This is a genomic window from Streptomyces sp. NPDC037401, from assembly GCF_055602345.1.
Window position 1 is genome coordinate 41,592 of record NZ_JBVJWO010000025.1, and the last position, 16,287, is coordinate 57,878.

Annotated in this window: 15 protein-coding genes; 6 read left to right on the top strand and 9 right to left on the bottom strand. The window is 72.6% G+C overall.

Going from position 1 to position 16,287, the window contains the following annotated elements; genetic code table 11:
* Nucleotides 1–2: 2 nt before the first annotated feature.
* The 6 genes from ACZ7H1_RS25050 to ACZ7H1_RS25075 form a co-directional block, all read right to left on the bottom strand.
* A complete protein-coding gene (locus tag ACZ7H1_RS25050) occupies nt 3–2,726 on the bottom strand; it encodes a molybdopterin-dependent oxidoreductase (RefSeq protein WP_470789841.1) in 2,724 nt (907 codons plus the stop codon).
* A complete protein-coding gene (locus ACZ7H1_RS25055; RefSeq protein ID WP_470789845.1) occupies nt 2,723–3,550 on the bottom strand; it encodes an FAD binding domain-containing protein in 828 nt (275 codons plus the stop codon). Before ACZ7H1_RS25055 ends, ACZ7H1_RS25050 begins: the two co-directional genes overlap by 4 nt.
* A 112-nt stretch (nt 3,551–3,662) precedes the next feature.
* Nucleotides 3,663–4,130: an NAD(P)/FAD-dependent oxidoreductase gene (locus ACZ7H1_RS25060; protein ID WP_470789846.1), complete on the bottom strand. Its 468-nt coding sequence runs from the start codon at nt 4,128–4,130 to the stop codon at nt 3,663–3,665.
* 605 nt (nt 4,131–4,735) lie between these two features.
* Nucleotides 4,736–5,287: a TerD family protein gene (locus ACZ7H1_RS25065; protein ID WP_470789938.1), complete on the bottom strand. Its 552-nt coding sequence runs from the start codon at nt 5,285–5,287 to the stop codon at nt 4,736–4,738.
* 119 nt (nt 5,288–5,406) lie between these two features.
* The gene (locus tag ACZ7H1_RS25070) at nt 5,407–6,147 is read right to left on the bottom strand and encodes a hypothetical protein (protein WP_470789848.1); all 741 of its coding nucleotides are present in this window, start codon (nt 6,145–6,147) and stop codon (nt 5,407–5,409) included.
* A gap of 167 nt (nt 6,148–6,314) precedes the next feature.
* Entirely contained in the window at nt 6,315–7,637 is a 1,323-nt protein-coding gene (locus ACZ7H1_RS25075; RefSeq protein ID WP_470789850.1) for a DEAD/DEAH box helicase, read from the bottom strand.
* A 141-nt stretch (nt 7,638–7,778) separates the two neighbouring features.
* Here ACZ7H1_RS25075 and ACZ7H1_RS25080 point away from each other — a divergent pair, with 141 nt between their 5' ends.
* Both ACZ7H1_RS25080 and ACZ7H1_RS25085 read left to right on the top strand, forming a co-directional pair.
* Nucleotides 7,779–9,275 carry an APC family permease gene (locus ACZ7H1_RS25080; RefSeq protein ID WP_470789851.1) on the top strand — a complete coding sequence of 499 codons (1,497 nt, stop codon included), beginning with the start codon at nt 7,779–7,781 and terminating at the stop codon, nt 9,273–9,275.
* Between the two features lie 12 nt (nt 9,276–9,287).
* Entirely contained in the window at nt 9,288–9,713 is a 426-nt protein-coding gene (locus tag ACZ7H1_RS25085; protein ID WP_470789853.1) for a universal stress protein, read from the top strand.
* A 93-nt stretch (nt 9,714–9,806) separates the two neighbouring features.
* Here the strand turns inward: ACZ7H1_RS25085 and nadE are convergent, their stop codons facing one another.
* A complete protein-coding gene (gene nadE, locus ACZ7H1_RS25090) occupies nt 9,807–10,637 on the bottom strand; it encodes an ammonia-dependent NAD(+) synthetase (protein ID WP_470789854.1) in 831 nt (276 codons plus the stop codon).
* 287 nt (nt 10,638–10,924) lie between these two features.
* Between nadE and ACZ7H1_RS25095 the strand changes: the two genes are divergently transcribed.
* The 3 genes from ACZ7H1_RS25095 to ACZ7H1_RS25105 all read left to right on the top strand — a co-directional run bounded on the left by ACZ7H1_RS25095 (nt 10,925) and on the right by ACZ7H1_RS25105 (nt 13,261).
* Nucleotides 10,925–11,611 carry a GNAT family N-acetyltransferase gene (locus ACZ7H1_RS25095; protein ID WP_470789856.1) on the top strand — a complete coding sequence of 229 codons (687 nt, stop codon included), beginning with the start codon at nt 10,925–10,927 and terminating at the stop codon, nt 11,609–11,611.
* A 138-nt stretch (nt 11,612–11,749) separates the two neighbouring features.
* Entirely contained in the window at nt 11,750–12,262 is a 513-nt protein-coding gene (locus tag ACZ7H1_RS25100; protein WP_470789858.1) for an NUDIX domain-containing protein, read from the top strand.
* 60 nt (nt 12,263–12,322) lie between these two features.
* Complete coding sequence (locus ACZ7H1_RS25105) at nt 12,323–13,261, top strand: AEC family transporter (RefSeq protein ID WP_470789860.1); 939 nt, start codon at nt 12,323–12,325, stop codon at nt 13,259–13,261.
* A 22-nt stretch (nt 13,262–13,283) separates the two neighbouring features.
* Here the strand turns inward: ACZ7H1_RS25105 and ACZ7H1_RS25110 are convergent, their stop codons facing one another.
* Together ACZ7H1_RS25110 and ACZ7H1_RS25115 are read right to left on the bottom strand one after the other, a co-directional pair.
* Nucleotides 13,284–14,318, bottom strand: coding sequence for a phosphatidylinositol-specific phospholipase C domain-containing protein (locus tag ACZ7H1_RS25110; protein WP_470789861.1), 1,035 nt, complete (start codon nt 14,316–14,318; stop codon nt 13,284–13,286).
* An 83-nt stretch (nt 14,319–14,401) separates the two neighbouring features.
* Nucleotides 14,402–15,619: an MFS transporter gene (locus tag ACZ7H1_RS25115; RefSeq protein WP_470789863.1), complete on the bottom strand. Its 1,218-nt coding sequence runs from the start codon at nt 15,617–15,619 to the stop codon at nt 14,402–14,404.
* Between the two features lie 95 nt (nt 15,620–15,714).
* Here ACZ7H1_RS25115 and ACZ7H1_RS25120 point away from each other — a divergent pair, with 95 nt between their 5' ends.
* A complete protein-coding gene (locus ACZ7H1_RS25120; protein WP_470789865.1) occupies nt 15,715–16,164 on the top strand; it encodes a MarR family winged helix-turn-helix transcriptional regulator in 450 nt (149 codons plus the stop codon).
* Nucleotides 16,165–16,287: the final 123 nt, after the last annotated feature.

Below are 16,287 nucleotides of genomic sequence, written 5' to 3' on the forward strand. Positions count from 1 at the left end.
GCTCAGGCCGTCGTCTGCGCCGTCTGGCTTTCGTCGAGCCGGCCGTAGATGCGCTCCGGGGTCAGCGGCAGGGCGCGGTAGCGGACGCCCGTGGCGTCGTGGAGCGCGTTCGCCAGCGCCGGGGCCACCGGGTTGATGCAGCATTCCGCCATCCCCTTCGAGCGCATGGGGCCGAAGGAGTCCGTCGAGTCCACGAGGAGGACCTCGGTGCGCGGCACGTCGGCGTAGGTGGGGATGCGGTAGTTGCGCAGGTTCGGGTTGACCATGGCGCCGTCCGCGTCGACCAGGTAGTTCTCGGTCAGCGCGAAGCCGATGCCCTGGGCGACGCCGCCTTCCACCTGCCCCCGGACCTGGGCGGGGTTGATGACGACGGCGGCGTCGGTCGCCTGGACGCTGTAGAGGATGCGGATCTCGCCCGTCACCTGGTGGACGGCGATGCGGAACCCCTGCGTGTTTGAGGTGACGCTGCGCGGCGAGCCGTAGGCCTTGCGGGCGGCCGTGAAGCGGATTCCGCGCGCCCGGGCCAGGGCGACGAGCTCGGCCAGCGACACGCGCCGGTCACCGCAGACGACGCCCTCGTCGTCCATCGAGCACATCACGAGGTGGACGCCGGTGTGCGCGGCGGCGAACTCCAGGATGCGGTCGCGCACGGCATTGGCCGCGCGCAGGACGGCGTTGCCCGACACGAAGAGTCCCGCGCTCGCGAAGGCGCCGGTGTCGAATCCCGTACGGTCGGTGTCGGACTGTACGAGGCGGATCCGCGACGGTGTCGTGCCCAGCTGGTTGGCCGCGATCTGGACGTGGGCCGTGGACGTCCCCTCGCCGAATTCGACGGTGCCGACGGCCAGTTCGTACATGAGGTCGTCGCCGAGCGTGACCCAGGCCTCCGAGATGTGCTCGGTCGGTGGCGCGGTCTCGTGCAGTGAACTCGCGACGCCGGCGCCGACGAGCCACCCGGGGCCGGGAGACGGCTGACCGGCGGTACGGGCCATGGCGGCGTCCACCAGGTCGATGCACTTCGCGAGGCCGTCCTCGGTGAACATCACGTCGTCGGGGCCGTCGTGCAGGGCGACGAGGGGGTCTCCCGGCCGCACGATGTTGCGTCGCCGCAGCTCGAGCGGGTCGAGGTGCAGGGCGAGGGCCAGTTCGTGCATCGCCGATTCCACGGCGTAGGCCGGCTGCGTCATGCCGTAACCGCGCAGTGCACCGCTGGGAACGGTGTTCGTGTAGACGGAGAACGCGTCGTACTTCTTGTTCGGGCAGCGGTAGAGCATGACGGCGGCGCCGCCCGCGTACAGCGTTTCGCCGCCGTGGTTGCCGTAGGCGCCGGTGTTCGACACGTTGCGGACCTGGAAGGCCGTGAGCGTCCCGTCCGCCTTCGCGCCGAGCCTGACCGTGATCTTCATCGGGTGCCGTGGCGAGGCCGTGGTGAACTCCTCCTCGCGGGTGTACTCGAAGGAGACGGGCCGGCCGGTGTCCAGGGTCGCGAGTGCGGCCAGGTCCTCCGAGATCACTTCCTGCTTGCCGCCGAAGCCGCCGCCGACGCGCTTGCAGAACACGCGGAGCTGGTCCGGGCGCAGCGCGAAGAGATAGGCGAGTTTGACCTTCGCGATCGACGGGGACTGCGAGCTGGTACGGACGTTCAGCCGGCCGTTCTCCATCCAGGCGATCGAGCCGTGGGTTTCGAGGTGTGCGTGCTGCACGCGCGGTGAGAAGTACGTGCCTTCGTGGATCACGTCCGCCCTGGCGAAGCCCGCCTCGACGTCGCCGATGTGCGAGTGGATCTCCAGCAGGACGTTGCGCAGGGGGTCGCGGGCGAAGGGGTCGTCCCCCGCTGCGTGCAGCTGCGGCGCGCCCTCGGCCATGGCCTCCTCGGGGTCGAACACCGCCGGCAGCGGCTCGTAGCGGACGACGAGCTGCCGACAGCCCTCTTCTGCCGCCCCGACCGTGTCGGCCAGGACCGCGGCGACGCGCTGGCCGACGAAGCGGACCGTGTCGTCGAGGATGAAGGTGTCGTCCGGGTCGACGAGGTGGTCGGTGTGGATGGCCGTGGTGAAGCGCTTGCGCGGCACGTCTTCCCAGGTGTAGACACGGTGCACGCCGGGGACCGCGAGTGCGGCGGTCTTGTCGACGGAGACGATCCGGGCGTGCGCGTGCGGCGAGTGCAGCACCTTGAGGTGCAGCATGCCGTCCGTGCGGGTGTCCATGGTGAACTCGGCGCGGCCGGTCACGACGTCGTTGGCCGCCGGTGCGCCGACGCTCGTCCCCACGGCCCTGCCCGGCGCGGCCGTCTCGATGCCGGTGACGCCCTTGACGGCGTCCTCGATCCCGCGGTAGCCGGTGCAGCGGCAGAGGTTGCCCTTCAACGCCCGTGGCAGGTCGGCCTTCTGGGCCTCGGTGAACGTCGCCGAGGTCATGATCATCCCGGCGGTGCAGAAGCCGCACTGGAAGCCCGGGGCGTCGCGGAACTGCCGCTGCATCGGGTGCAGGCTGCCGGGTGTCCCGAGCCCCTCGATCGTCGTCACCCTGTGCCCGTCCGCCCGGAAGGCGGGGGTGATGCAGCTGTGTACGGGATCGCCGTCCAGCCACACCGTGCACGCGCCGCAGTCGCCCGCATCGCAGCCCTTCTTGACGCCGTAGTGGCCCAGGGAGCGGAGGAACGTGCGCAGGCACTGGCCGGGGTGGGGTTCTTCGTCGAAGCTCTTGCCGTTCACGAGGTACGTCATGCCGGGTCCCCGTCCACGAGTTCGCGTCGGATCTCCTCGGCGAAGTGCTTCGTCAGGTGCCGGCGGTGTTCCGGGGTGCCGTTGGGGTCGGCGAACCAGACGTCGGCGGGGATGACGTCGATGCTCTGCTGCAGTGTTCCGGCGTCGGGCATGGTGTCGAACGCCATGCGTACGGGCCGTGTGGTGCCGGCGGTGACGGTGAGCAGCAGGTCGTTCGCGTCCGGCGTGCGCGTACCGACGAGGAACACCGTCGAGCGGCCGAGGTGGGTCAGCGAGAACCGGCGGTGCGCGGTGCGCTTCCTGAGTGCCCGCACCGGGATGTCGACCCGCCGCAGGATCTCGCCGGGGGCGAGCACGTTCTGGTTGTCGCCGGTCACGAAGTCGAGGGCGTCGACGGTGCGGGCGGGGCCGTCAGGAGCTTCCAGTCGGTATTCCGCTTCGAGCGCGACCGTCAGGGTGATCATCGGGCCGGCAGGCAGGGAGAGGCAGATGTTGCCGCCGACGGTCGCGGCGTTCCAGACTTTGAAAGAGGACAGGAACGCCTCGCAGCTCTTCGCGAAGAGCGGGCCCGCGGCCCAATCACCCGGTGGCACAAAGCCGTAGAGGTCGCGGATGGTGCACGTCGCGCCGATCTCGAGGCCCGCTTCGCCCGGGACGAGGGGGTCCCAGCGCAGTGCCGTGAGGTCGATCAGGCGGCGCAGGTGTGGCTGCTCGGCGGAGAAGAGGTACGTTCCGCCCGCGAGCCACGCGTCGCCCTCGCGCCAGTCGGCACCCGGACGCTCGGACGGTCGCCGGATGACTTCGGTGATGGTGTTGAGATCCATGGGAACGTTCTTCCCTACGGACGCCCGGCTCGATGTGCCCGCCGAATCCGGCGGGCACAGAGATTCCCTTCCAGGGTAGGTCTCGGGGGACGCCTACGCACACCGTGCGGGGTCACGGCACGGGCTGGGGAGCGGCCGTCAGGCGGGGGTCGGAGAAGAAGGCGCCGGGAGGGGTGAGGCCGGCGTTCACGCGGACGAAGCCGTCCATGGTGTCCTGGTCTTCGGCGACGCGGGCCAGGATTTGCTGCATCTCGGGCGGGGGCGGGTCGAGACTCGCCATGTCCGCGGTGAACTCGTACATCTGCATGACCCGTTCGTCCCGGGCCTGCTGGTAGCCGCGCATCGCCTCGCCGAAGGGGCGGCGGCCGGCGAACGTCTCGTCCAGGGCCCGCGCGCACAGTTCGGCGTCCTGGAAGGCGTCCTGGATGCCCTGGGCCGTGATGAAGTCCTTCAGGTAGCCGGCGTCGCCGACGAGGGCCCAGCCCCGACCGTAGGGGACGCGGAAGTGGTTGGCGACGGCGGTGCCGGCCAGCCGGCCGGTACGGGTGGCCGTGGCGATCCGGTCGGCGAAGGCGGGCACGCGGCGCAGGGTGGCCAGGTAGCCGCCCTCGATGTCGGCGCGGTTCGCCTCGAAGTCCCAGCTCGGCGTCGTGGAAGCGGACCGCGCAGTCGAGGACCCGCTGGCAGGTCTCGCGGGCGGGCTCGGCCTCCCCGGCCAGGCTCAGCCGCAGGCCCTCCACCGCCAGCAGGTAGCCGTCCTCGACGGTGCCGGGGGCCTCCGCGGCCAGCAGCCGGCGGGCGCGGGCCACCCAGCCCGTGCTGCCGGCCCACTGACCGCGCAGTACCAGATCCAGGCCGAGCCAGAACACGCAGCGCACGGCCCTGGTGGTCTCGCCGCGGCTGAGCCAGGCGTGGTGGGCGCGCGTCCAGGCGTCCTCGCCGACCTGGTCGTGGCCGGTCAGGTGGGCCATGAGGGCGAGCCGCTCCAGGTCGTCCGGGCCGAGCGGCGCCTGCCGGTCAGCCTCGACCAGGGCGTCGTAGGCATCCGCCCAGTCCCACCGTGCGAGGGCCTCGCGGACGAACCGCGACCCAGCCGCGGAATCCATGTCTCCAGTCTCCCAGGCCGGGGCCGGTGGGGCGGGCGGCGGCGGTGGGCGGCGGCAGCCGGGTGCAGGCGTCCGCTGCCTACGGGGCGCCGGCCGGGCGGTTGCGGTGGGCGCTGCCCATGGCGGCCGCGAACTCCTCCGGGCCGTTGTCGAAGCCGTACGTGCCGGCGTGCAGCGACCACGCGCCGCGGTCGTCGCGGGTGAACTCGGCGACCGTCGCCGCCGTGGCGCCGGGCACGCCCGCGAAGTCGTCCGTGGCCAGTTCCTCGTATCCCTCGCGGATCCGTACGGCGGTGCCGCCGATGGCGCCGAAGGTCCGGCCGGGGACGTCGCCCTGGATCACCACGCCCACCACCACGCGCTGCAACCGCGGTTCCATGCGGTCGAGTTCGAGGGTCATGACCTCGTCGAAACCGAGGCCCTGGCCGGTGCGGCTGTCCCGGTTGAGGGTGATGGTCCCGTCGGGCGAGCGCTTCCCGAAGTGCACGACGTACACCGCGTCCCCGTGCGGGGCGTCGGCGGCGTAGACGGCCGCCACGATGTCGAGGTCGTGCGGGGGCGTCCCGGTCGGACTCGGATCCCACCGCACGGCCACCTCGACCCTGGCCAGTCCCTTGTGCATGCCCGTCACCGAACTCCCCTTCCACACGGCAGCGTTGCGGCTCATGCTGCCATGGGCGGGCGCCCGGGCCGCGGCCGGAGGTTGGTTCTGCGCCATTCGCCGCAGGCTTGCGGACTTGCCGGCGGGGGCTATCGGAGCTGGGAGAGGTCGACGGAGTCGGCGGGCGCGGGGGTCTCGGCCGGTACGGGCTCGTCGAAGTCGGAGAAGACGGCCCGTATCTTCTCGCCTTCGCTGTCGGTGCCCTGCGCGCGCAGCAGGTACGGCTCGTCCTCGGTGGAGACCTGCAGGCTGCTCGTCTCCCCGTCGTGCCGGCTGGTGACCGTGATGGCGGGGCGGCCGTCGACGGTGGTGCGGGAGCCCTTGGTCAGCTGTTCGTTGACGGGCGCGGAGGAGAACTCCCTCTTGAAGGAGTTGAGGTCGCAGAACTCCGAGAAGTCCTTGAGCAGGATGCTGTCGGTGGTGCCGTGCAGGTAGCGGCCGTCGATGAGCGCGATGGCGTCCTGTGCGGCCGGGCCGGGCACCTGGGCGCGCAGCAGGTCCTCGTCCAGTTTCATCCAGACGTCCTTGCCGCGTTTGACGACGTCGGCATGGCCGGAGTTGCCGGGGGGCGTGACGGTGCCGACGCAGTTGCCCTGCACGTCGAACCGGAGGTCCAGTGCGGTGGTGCCGGTCTCGTCGGTGAGCTCGGCCACCATGCGCATGGAGGTGGCCCCGGACATGGCCTCGCGGGACGCGTCCGCGATGACCTGCGCGCTCTTGTCGGCGAGGCCGTTGTCACCGGCAGCAGCGGTGCCCGCTCCCGCGAGCACGAACACGCCGACGGCGCCTGCGGCCGCGCTGCGGACCGCGGCTGCCCGGAGTACGGACATCGAGCCACCTCCCGTGGGAGCCGGGGCCGACCGCCGACTGCCGCACGCGGCGCAACCCCGGTCACCCGATCAGCGTAGGTCCGCGACGCCGCACGCGCAGTCCGGATGGCGTGCGGGCGGCCTCTGCCGGGGCCGGCCGCGCGGCACGGCTGCGGGGGCCGGGCGGGTCAGCTGCCGCGGCGGACGCGGGCGGCCTTGCGGGCTTCGGCCTGCTTGCGGGCCTCCGCCTGCTTGCGGGTCTCCTTGGCCGGGCGGGTGCCCAGGCCGTTGAAGGCCCGCTGGGGCTTGGGCGCGGCGGGGCGGGCGGGGGCCTGGGCGCCGGTGATGCGGGTCAGTTCGGCCTCGCCGGAGCGGACCTGGGTGGTCTTCGCGCGGATGCCCGCCTCCGACATCAGCTTGGCCACGTCGCGGCGCTGGCCCGCGGTCACCAGGGTGACCACGCTGCCGGTCTCCCCCGCGCGGGCCGTACGGCCGGCCCGGTGCAGGTAGTCCTTGTGGTCGGCCGGCGGGTCGACGTTGACCACGAGGTCGAGCTCGTCGATGTGCAGGCCGCGGGCGGCGACGTTGGTGGCGACCAGCGTGGTGATCGCGCCCTTGCGGAACTGGTCCAGGGTGTGCGAGCGCTGCGGCTGGGACTTGCCGCCGTGCAGCGCCGCCGCGCGGACCCCGCTGTCGCGCAGGTGGCGGGTGAAGCGGTCCACGGCCTGCTTGGTGTCCAGGAACATGATCACCCGGCCGTCGCGGGCGGCGATCTCGGTGGCGGCCGCGAACTTGTCCGCGCCGTGGACGTGCAGCACGTGGTGCTCCATCGTGTTCACCGCGCCGGCCGCGGGGTCGACGGAGTGGACCACCGGGTCCTTCAGGTACCGGCGGACCAGCAGGTCGACGTCGCGGTCCAGGGTGGCCGAGAACAGCATCCGCTGACCGTCGGGCCGTACCAGCTCCAGCACCTCGGTGACCTGCGGCAGGAAGCCGAGGTCGCACATCTGGTCGGCTTCGTCGAGGACGGTGATCCCGACCTGGTCCAGGTGGCAGTCGCGGCGCTCCACGAGGTCCTTGAGGCGGCCCGGGGTGGCGACGAGCACCTCCGCGCCCTCGCGCAGGGCGACGGCCTGCCGGTTGATCGCCAGACCGCCGACCGCGGTCGCCAGGCGCAGCCGCAGCGCGTCGGCGTACGGCGTGAGGGCCTCGGTGACCTGCTGGGCCAGTTCGCGGGTGGGGACCAGGACCAGCGCGAGCGGCCGCTTCGCCTCGGCGCGGCGGCCGTGCGTACGGGTCAGCAGCGCGAGGCCGAAGGCGAGCGTCTTGCCGGAGCCGGTGCGGGCGCGGCCCAGTACGTCGCGGCCCTCCAGGGCGCTGGGCAGGGTCGCCGCCTGGATGGGGAAGGGCTCCGTGACACCGAGGTCGGTGAGCTTCTTCAGCAGCGGCTTCGGGAGACCGAGCTCGTCGAACCGGGTCACCGGGAGCGGCGCGGCGGCGGTGTCGTTCACGGAGAACCATCCTCGTATCGCGCGCAGCGAGCGAGTTCCCGTGCGGCCGTAAAGTGTTCATTTTAGCCCACCGGAAGTACGGCCCACCCGGGTGCGGCATCCCGCCATGCGGGGCGGGCGCGGGTGCGTGACGATGCGTACATGAGCCAGGACAGCGCGAGCGAGGCACCGCACGCCGACGAGCTCAAGCACGATGCGATCGGCTTCCTGGACGCGCTCGTCATCGGCCTGAACTCCACCTCGCCGGCGTATTCGCTGGCCGCCGCGATCGGGCCGATCGTGGCGCTCGTGGGGATCTACGCGCCGGGCGTGATGCTGGCGTCCTTCGTGCCGATGCTGCTGATCGCCACGGCCTTCTACTACCTCAACAAGGTCGACCAGGACTGCGGGACGACGTTCTCCTGGGTCACCCGGGCGATGGGCCCGTGGGCCGGGTGGCTCGGCGGGTGGGCCATCGCGATGACCGGCGTCCTGGTGATCGGGTCTCTGGCCGACGTCGCCGTGCAGTTCGGCCTGCTCGCCGCGGGTCTCGACGGGGCGGCGGGCAACGACCTCGTCCGGCAGTCGCTGACCGTGCTCGTGATCATCGTGATGACGGCGCTGTGCGTGATCGGCACGGAGATGTCGGCGCACGTGCAGAACGTCCTCATCCTCGCCCAGGTCTTCTTCCTGCTCGTCTTCGCCGTCGTGGCCGTCTACAAGGTCTACGCGGGGACCAGCACCCTGGACGAGGTGGAGCCCGCCTTCGACTGGCTGAATCCGTTCGGTGCGGGCGGCGCGGCCCTCACCGGCGGCCTGCTGCTGGGCGTGTTCATCTACTGGGGCTGGGAATCCGCCGTCAACCTGACCGAAGAGGTCAAGGACTCCGCGACGGCCCCCGGCAAGGCCGGCCTGTGGTCGACCGTGGTGCTGCTGGTGACCTACCTGTCGGTGGGCATCGCCGTCGTCGCGTACGCCGGTCCGGCCTTCCTCGCCGAGAACGCCGACGAGGAAGAGGCGATCTTCGCCGTGCTCGCCCACGAGGTGATGGGCGGCTGGGACTGGGTGGTGCTGCTCTCCGTGTGCACCTCGGCGCTGGCCTCGACGCAGACGACGATCATCCCCGCGTCCCGTACCGCGCTGTCCATGGCCCGCCGCAAGGCGCTCCCGGGCGGGCTCGCGCACATCCACCCGCGCTTCCGCACCCCCGACGTGAGCACCTGGTGGGTGGCGGGGATCGCCATCGGCTGGTATCTCGTCGTCAACCAGATCAGCGAGAACGCGCTCTTCGACTCGCTCACCGCGCTGTCGCTGCTGATCTCCTTCTACTACGCGCTCACCGGCCTGGCCTGCGCGATCTACTACCGCCGGCATCTGACCGAGAGCCTGCACAACTTCTTGTTCATCGGACTCGGGCCGGTGGTCGGCGCGCTGCTGCTCGGCTGGCTGCTGGTCGAGTCGGTGGGCGACATGGCCGACCCGGAGAACTCGTACAGCGGCGTCTCGTGGTTCGGCCTCGGGCCGCCGCTGATCATCGGGATCGGGATCGCCGTCACCGGTGTGCTCGTGATGCTGTTCTGGCGCCTGCGGTCGGGCGTCTACTGGCAGGAGCGCCCCGGGGTGGCCGACCCGGCCCTCGTCAGCCGCAGGAAGCCGTGAGGGGTCGCGCAGATGTCTGTGGTCCTGGGATACGACGAGTCGCCCGGTGCGGAGCGCGCGCTGCGGGTGGCGATCGAGGTGGCGGCCGCCTTCGGGGAGCCGCTGGTGCTGGTGTACGGGGCGGCCGCCCCCGGCGGCGTCGGCGAGGAGTACCGGGTGCACCAGGAGGCCATCCGGCAGACCGGGCGCAGCGCGCTCGCGCACGCCGTGGCGGCCGCCGACGAGGCCGGGGTCCCCTCGGCGGTGGAGATCGTGGACGCGAAGCCGGCCCAGGCGCTGCTGGAAGCCGCCGAGCGGCACCGGGGCCGGGTCATCGTGGTGGGCAGCTGGGGCGAGAGCCCGATCCGCGGCGCGCTGCTCGGCTCGACGCCGCACAAGCTGCTGCACCTGTCCCCGCTGCCGGTCCTGTGCGTGCCCACGGAGCATCCGCAGACGTAGGCCCGGCCGACGGACGCGGACACGGGCACGTGCACGTGCACGTGCACCGGCGCCGGCGCCGGCCGGCGGCGGGGGCGGTTGCGACGGGGCCGGTCAGGGGGCGACGGGCAGGCGGCGCTTGTGCTCGGTGAGGCGGTAGCGGCGCACGATCGACGCAAAGGCGTCCTCGCCGACCGGCTTGCCCTCCAGGAAGTCGTCGATGTCGTCGTACGTGACACCCAGCGCGTCCTCGTCGGGCTTGCCCGGGTCGAGGGTCTCCAGGTCGGCCGTGGGCGTCTTCCAGACCAGCTCCACGGGGGCCCCGAGCCGGTCCGCGACGGCGCGCACCCGGCGCTTGGTGAGCCCGGTCAGCGGGACGAGGTCGGCGGCGCCGTCGCCGAACTTGGTGAAGAAGCCGGACACGGCCTCGGCGGCGTGGTCGGTGCCCACCACGAGCCCGTCGTGGGCGCCCGCGACGGCGTACTGCGCGATCATGCGCTGCCGGGCCTTGATGTTGCCCTGCACGAAGTCCTGGTGGTGCGCGTCGCGGAAGGTCACCCCGGCGGCCACCGAGGCCGCGAGGGCCGCGTCGCTGGCGGGCTTCACGTCGACCGTCAGGACGCGGTCGGCCGCGATGAACGACAGCGCGAGCTGGGCGTCCTTCTCGTCGGCCTGGACGCCGTACGGCAGCCGCATGGCGTAGAAGACCGCCTCGTGGCCGGCGGCGCGGGCGCGCTCCACGGCGAGCTGGCACAGCCGGCCGGCGGTCGTGGAGTCCACTCCGCCGCTGATGCCGAGGACGAGGGAGCGCAGACCGGTGGAGGTCAGCCGCTCGGCGAGGAAGGCCACGCGGCGCTCGATCTCCGCGGCCGCGTCGAAGGTCTCGGACACCTCCAGCTCGCGGGCGATCTCCTGCTGCAGGGCGGTGGACGCCGGGTCGGTCACGGCTGCTCCTCGTGGTCGGTGGGCCTCGGTCCGGGTACGGGACGTACCCGTCGACTCTACGGGAGGCACCCCCCGGGGCCGCGCCCGGCAACCCCCTGCGGGCGCCCGCAGCGACCGCCGTGGCCGCCCTGGGCGCATGCACGTCCGAACGGTTGGTTTCACCTGGTTGACCACCGCCCTTTACCTTCTCTTTTCCCACTCCGGGATGTGGCTGTCGCACACTGTCCCACCAGCCTCAGCCGCGATCCGGTGGGAGGCATTCCGACTCCTCGAAGGACCGAGGCTCAGTGCCCGTACCCGTAGTCCTCACCGGCCGCGTAGCGCGGCTGGAGCCCCTCGCAGCGCATCACGCAGAGGCACTCGCCGAAGCCGGCGCGGAGGATCGTACGACCTATGCCTTCACTCCGGTGCCCCACGGCCCGGAGGCGGCTCACCAGTACATCGCCCGTGCGCTCGCCGATCAGGCGGCGGGCCGGTCGCTGCCCTTCGCCGTGGTCAGTACCGCGGACGGACGGGTCGTGGGATCGACCCGGTTCCTGGAACTCGACTACTGGCAGGGGCCGCTGGTGTGGCCCGCCGTGCCGGGGGTCCCGTACGGGGATCCGGTCGCCGCCGTGCCGGACGCGGCCGAGATCGGGAACACCTGGCTCGCGGCCCGCGCCCAGGGGACCGGGATCAACACCGAGGCGAAGCTGCTCATGCTGCGCCACGCCTTCGACACCTGGGGCGTACGCCGGATCTCGCTGCGCGCCGATGCCCGCAACACCCGCTCCCGGGTGGCGATCGAGCGGCTCGGCGCGACCTGCGAGGGCGTCCGGCGGGCCCACTCCCGCGGGCTCGACGGCGAGGTCCGCAGCACCGCCTTCTACTCGATCCTCGACGACGAGTGGCCGGCGGTCCGCGCGATCATCCAGCTGCGGATGGCGCCCTCCGCCGTCTCGCCCGCCAGCCTGGGCACCATGATGATGGCGTAGGCGGCGGATACGCGGGGAACGGCCGCCCGGCGGACCCGTGGCGGGCGGTACGGAGCTGGCAGGCTGGACCCGCCGGCGGCACGCGCGAGCGGCGCCGCCGGCGGACTCAGCCGCCGACGAGCCGAGAGCGAGCCGACCATGACGAACACCTGGCTGCCGCCCCGCGAGTACATCGCCACCCTGCCGCAGAACACCGCTTACGCCTGCCTGTACTTCACCGACACCGAGGGGCGGCCGCTCCAGCTGCGGGCGACGTACGGCACGCAGGACGGCGCCGCGAACTGGCAGTGGCCGGGCGGCAACATGGACGCGGGCGAGACCCCGTGGCAGACGGCGGTGCGGGAGTGCAGGGAGGAGACCGGGATGGTCTTCCGCGGCGAACCGCGGCTGCTGGGCTTCCACTTCCTGGCTCCGCGCGACGAGGAATGGCCCGCCAACCACATGGGCGTGATCTTCGACGGCGGGACGCTGACCGGGGAGCAGATCGCGGGCATCGTCCTGGACCCGGACGAGCATGCGGAGTTCAAGGTCGCCACGACGGCCGAGTGGGAGCGCGAGATGGACCCGGAGAGCTTCGCGCGCCTGGCGGCGATCGCGCAGGCGCGGCGCACCGGCACCGTCGCCTACCTGGAAAGCGGATCGTTCGGCTGATCCGCACCGCCGAGGTCCCCCGCCCGTCGGCCGGTCCGGGCGGCCGGGCATGCTGGCGGCGTGACACACGGGGTTCTTGCGGGATTCGCCGCCTTCCTGCCCATCTGGGCCATCACGGGCGTGGGGTGGGCGGCGGGGCGGTACGACGTGCTCGGCCCGCACGCCCAGTCCGTGCTCGGCCGGTTCGCGTTCACCTTCGCGATGCCGGCGCTGCTGTTCCTGACGATGTCCCGGTCGCGGCCCGCCGATCTGGCCCGGCCGGGCATCGCCGTGTTCGCGGTGAGCCTGCTCGCGGTGTTCGCCGCGGCGCAGCTGCTGGGGCGGCGGGTGTTCCGGCGCGGCCGGGGCGACCGGGCGATCGCCTCGATGGCGGCGGCGTACGTGAACTCCGCGAACCTGGGCATCCCGGTGGCCGTCCACGTGCTGGAGGACACGTCGTTCATCGTCGCCGCAGCGCTGTTCCAGACCCTGCTGATCACTCCGCTGATCCTCGTGCTGATCGATCTGGACGTGCGGCGCGGGTCGCGGGAGCGGCTGCGGCGGGTGCTGACGCTGCCGCTGCGCAATCCGATCGTGGCGGCGTCGGCCGCGGGCCTGGCGGTGGCGGCCGCCGGCTGGACGCTGCCGCCGCAGCTGACCGGCCCGCTGGGGATGCTGGGCGGGGCGGCCGTACCGGCGGCGCTCTTCGCGCTGGGCCTGTCGCTGCACACCCGGGCCCGGCCCGACGCGGAGGGGCGGGCCGAGCGCCGGGTCCTGGTCGCGCTGAAGGTCGCCGGGCAGCCGTTGCTCGCGTACGCGCTGGGCCGGTGGCTGTTCGGGCTGGAGGGCCACGCGCTGCTGTCGGTGGTGCTGGTGGCCGGACTGCCGACGGCCCAGAACGCCTTCCTCTTCGCCTCGGAGTACCGGCTCGACACCGACCTGGCCCGGGACACCGTGCTGATGTCCACCGTGTGCTCGATGGTGTCCCTGTCCGTGATCACCTGGCTGCTGGCCGCGTAGCCGGCGCGGCGGGCGGCCGCTGTCAGCCGCGCGGGACCACCGTGCCCACCACGGCGGGCAGCGGGTACCAGTCCGCGGTGATCAGGCTGGCGTGCCGGGCGGCGAGGAGGGCGAGGCGGTCGCGGGCCTGGGCCTCGGTCGGGCGGGTGCCGTCGATGGCGGGGGCGACCTTGTGGGCGTCGGTCATCAGGAGCAGGTAGTGGCGCCGGGCGTACCAGGCGGTGTCGATGGTGCCGCCCGCGTAGGCGGAGGCGTCCCCGTCGAAGACCACGAACCAGGGGCGGATGGCGGTGTCGGCGTACCGGGTGCGCGGGTCGCCGGCGGCCGCGTTGTGGACGGCGGGGAAGGCGGCGGCCTGGGCGAGGCGGCCGGCGGCGGCGAGGGTGCGCAGGTGGGTGGCGTACTCGCGGTCGGTCCAGAGGGTGTCGAGGGCGTTGCCCTCCTCCACCGTGCCGGGGATGAGTTCGACGAGGAACTTCCCGGCGAGGGCGGAGCGGGCGGGCCAGCCGCGGGCCTGGACGGCGGCGTCGAGGGTGGGGTGCCCGGCGGCGAGGTCGGCGGGCCGGAACAGGGCGTCGCCGAGCTTGGCGCCGAGGAGGGCATCGAGGTCGGCCGGGCCGCGGCCGTTCTTCGCCTGGAAGCCGTCCTTCATCTCGATCTTCAGTACGACCGGACGGTGTCCGGGGTGGGCGTCGTGCCAGCTGCGGATGTCGGCGAGGCAGCCGGCCAGGTTCTGGTTGCGGGACTTGGTGCGCAGCTGGGCGGGGGTGGCGGCGTTCTCGCAGTTGTTGTCGTTGCCCAGCGGGTTGTTGTGCGAGACCCGCCAGGAACTGCCGAACACGTTGGTCCACACGTCGAGTTCGAGCAGGCCGGCCCCGGAGTCCAGGGCGTCGGCGAAGTACGCGTACTTCGCCTTCTCGTAGGCGTTGTGCACCCCGACGCCGGTGCCGGCGGAGTACGCCGGGTCCTCGGCCGCTCCGGCGCTCGCCGCCGGGGCGAGCCCCAGCGCCAGGACCGCTCCGGCCGCGACCGCCGCCGCACGTATCCGTCCGGTCATGCTCCACTCCCCCAGGTTCCATGGTCAAAACACCGGGAGCGTAGGGGAGTTGGGTGAAGCGGGGGAGGACGGCAGGTGCCGGTTCAGTGCCGGGCGAGGGCCGGTACGGGGGAACCCTCCGGGTGTGCGGCGGCCGGCGTCGCGGCGGACCGGCGGGCGGTGCGGCGCTCCAGGGCACCGGAGAGCACGGCCAGGACCAGGGCGGAGGCGGCGAGGGCGGCGCCGACCCAGTTGGGCGCGGTCCAGCCGAGGCCGCCCGCGAGGACGAGCCCGCCGAGCCAGGCGGCGAGGGCGTTGCCGAGGTTGAAGGCGCCGATGTTGGCGGCCGAGGCGAGGGTGGGGGCTGCCGCGGCCTGGTCGAGGACGCGCTTCTGCAGGGGCGGGACGGTGGCGAAGCCGAGCGCTCCGATGAGGGTCAGGGTGACCGCGGCGGCGGCCTTGTGGTGCGCGGTGGCGGTGAACAGCCCCAGGGCCAGGGCGAGCGCGCCGAGCGAGGTGTACAGCATGGGCATCAGGGCGCGGTCGGCGAACCGGCCGCCGATCAGGTTGCCGGCGACCATGCCGAGGCCGAGCAGGACGAGCAGCCAGGTGACGGACGAGGGCGCGAAGCCGGCGACGTTCGTCATCATCGGTGCGATGTAGGTGACGGCGGCGAACACCCCGCCGAAGCCGAGCACGGTCATCGCCATGGCCAGCAGTACCTGCACGTTGCGGAAGGCGGCGAACTCGTGGCGGAGCCGGACCCCTTCGGGCCGGGGCAGGTCCGGGACCAGCCGGGCGACGCCCAGCAGGCCCACGACGCCGAGTGCCGCGACACCGAGAAATGTCACACGCCACCCTGCGGTCTGACCGATCCACGTGCCCATCGGCACGCCGACGACGTTGGCCACGGTAAGGCCGGTGAACATCGTGGCGATCGCGCCGGCCCGGCGCTGGGGGGCGACCAGCTCGGCGGCGACCACCGCACCGATCCCGAAGAAGGCACCGTGCGCGAGCGAGGCGACGACCCGGCCGGCCAGCATCACCCCGAAGGCGGGGGCCACGGCGGAGAGCACGTTGCCCGCGATGAACAGCGCCATCAGCAGCATGAGCATCCGCTTACGGGAGACCTTGGTGCCGAGCGCGGTCATGAGCGGGGCGCCGGCGACCACGCCGAGCGCGTAGCCGGTCACCAGCAGCCCGGCCGTGGGAACGGTGACCCCGAAATCGGCGGCGACCTCGGGGAGCAGCCCCATGATCACGAATTCCGTCGTCCCGATACCGAAGGCCCCGATCGCCAGGGCCAGGAGCGCGAGAGGCATGGACCTCAGCCTTCCCAGTTGATTGCAGTAGCTCTTTACAGGCGTGAACAATAATTGCACACGCGGGTTATTGGCAAGCGCGGTAGATTGGAGACATGACCGCCACCGACCCCTCCATGACCGGCCTGGCCCAGCGCTGGTGCGCCCTGTCGCTGCTGCACGGGCGGATCGAGTCCCACATCGAGCGGGCGCTCCAGGCCGGACACGGACTGAGCGTGCGCGAGTACTCGCTCCTCGACGTGCTCAGCCGCCAGCACGACGGGCCGGGCGGCCACCTGCAGATGAAGCAGGTCGCGGACGCGGTGGTGCTGAGCCAGAGCGCGACCACGCGCCTGGTCACCCGGCTGGAGGACCGCGGGCTGCTCGCGCGCTACCTGTGCCCCACCGACCGCCGCGGGATCTACACCAACGTCAGCGAGGAGGGGGCCCGGCTGCTCGCCGAGGCCCGGCCGACCAACGGAACCGCCCTGCGCGAAGCGCTGGACGAGGCGGCCGCCCACCCCGAGCTGGCCCCCCTGGTGCAGGCCCTGACCGCGGCCGGCTGAACCGGGCCGCCGGGCCCGGTGCGCGGTGGCTCCGGCGAGGACCTCCGGGCAGCCGCCACAGCCGCCCCGACCGGGCCTTACTGTCGGTAACGACACATCCGACCGGCCACCCGAAGGGGTCCG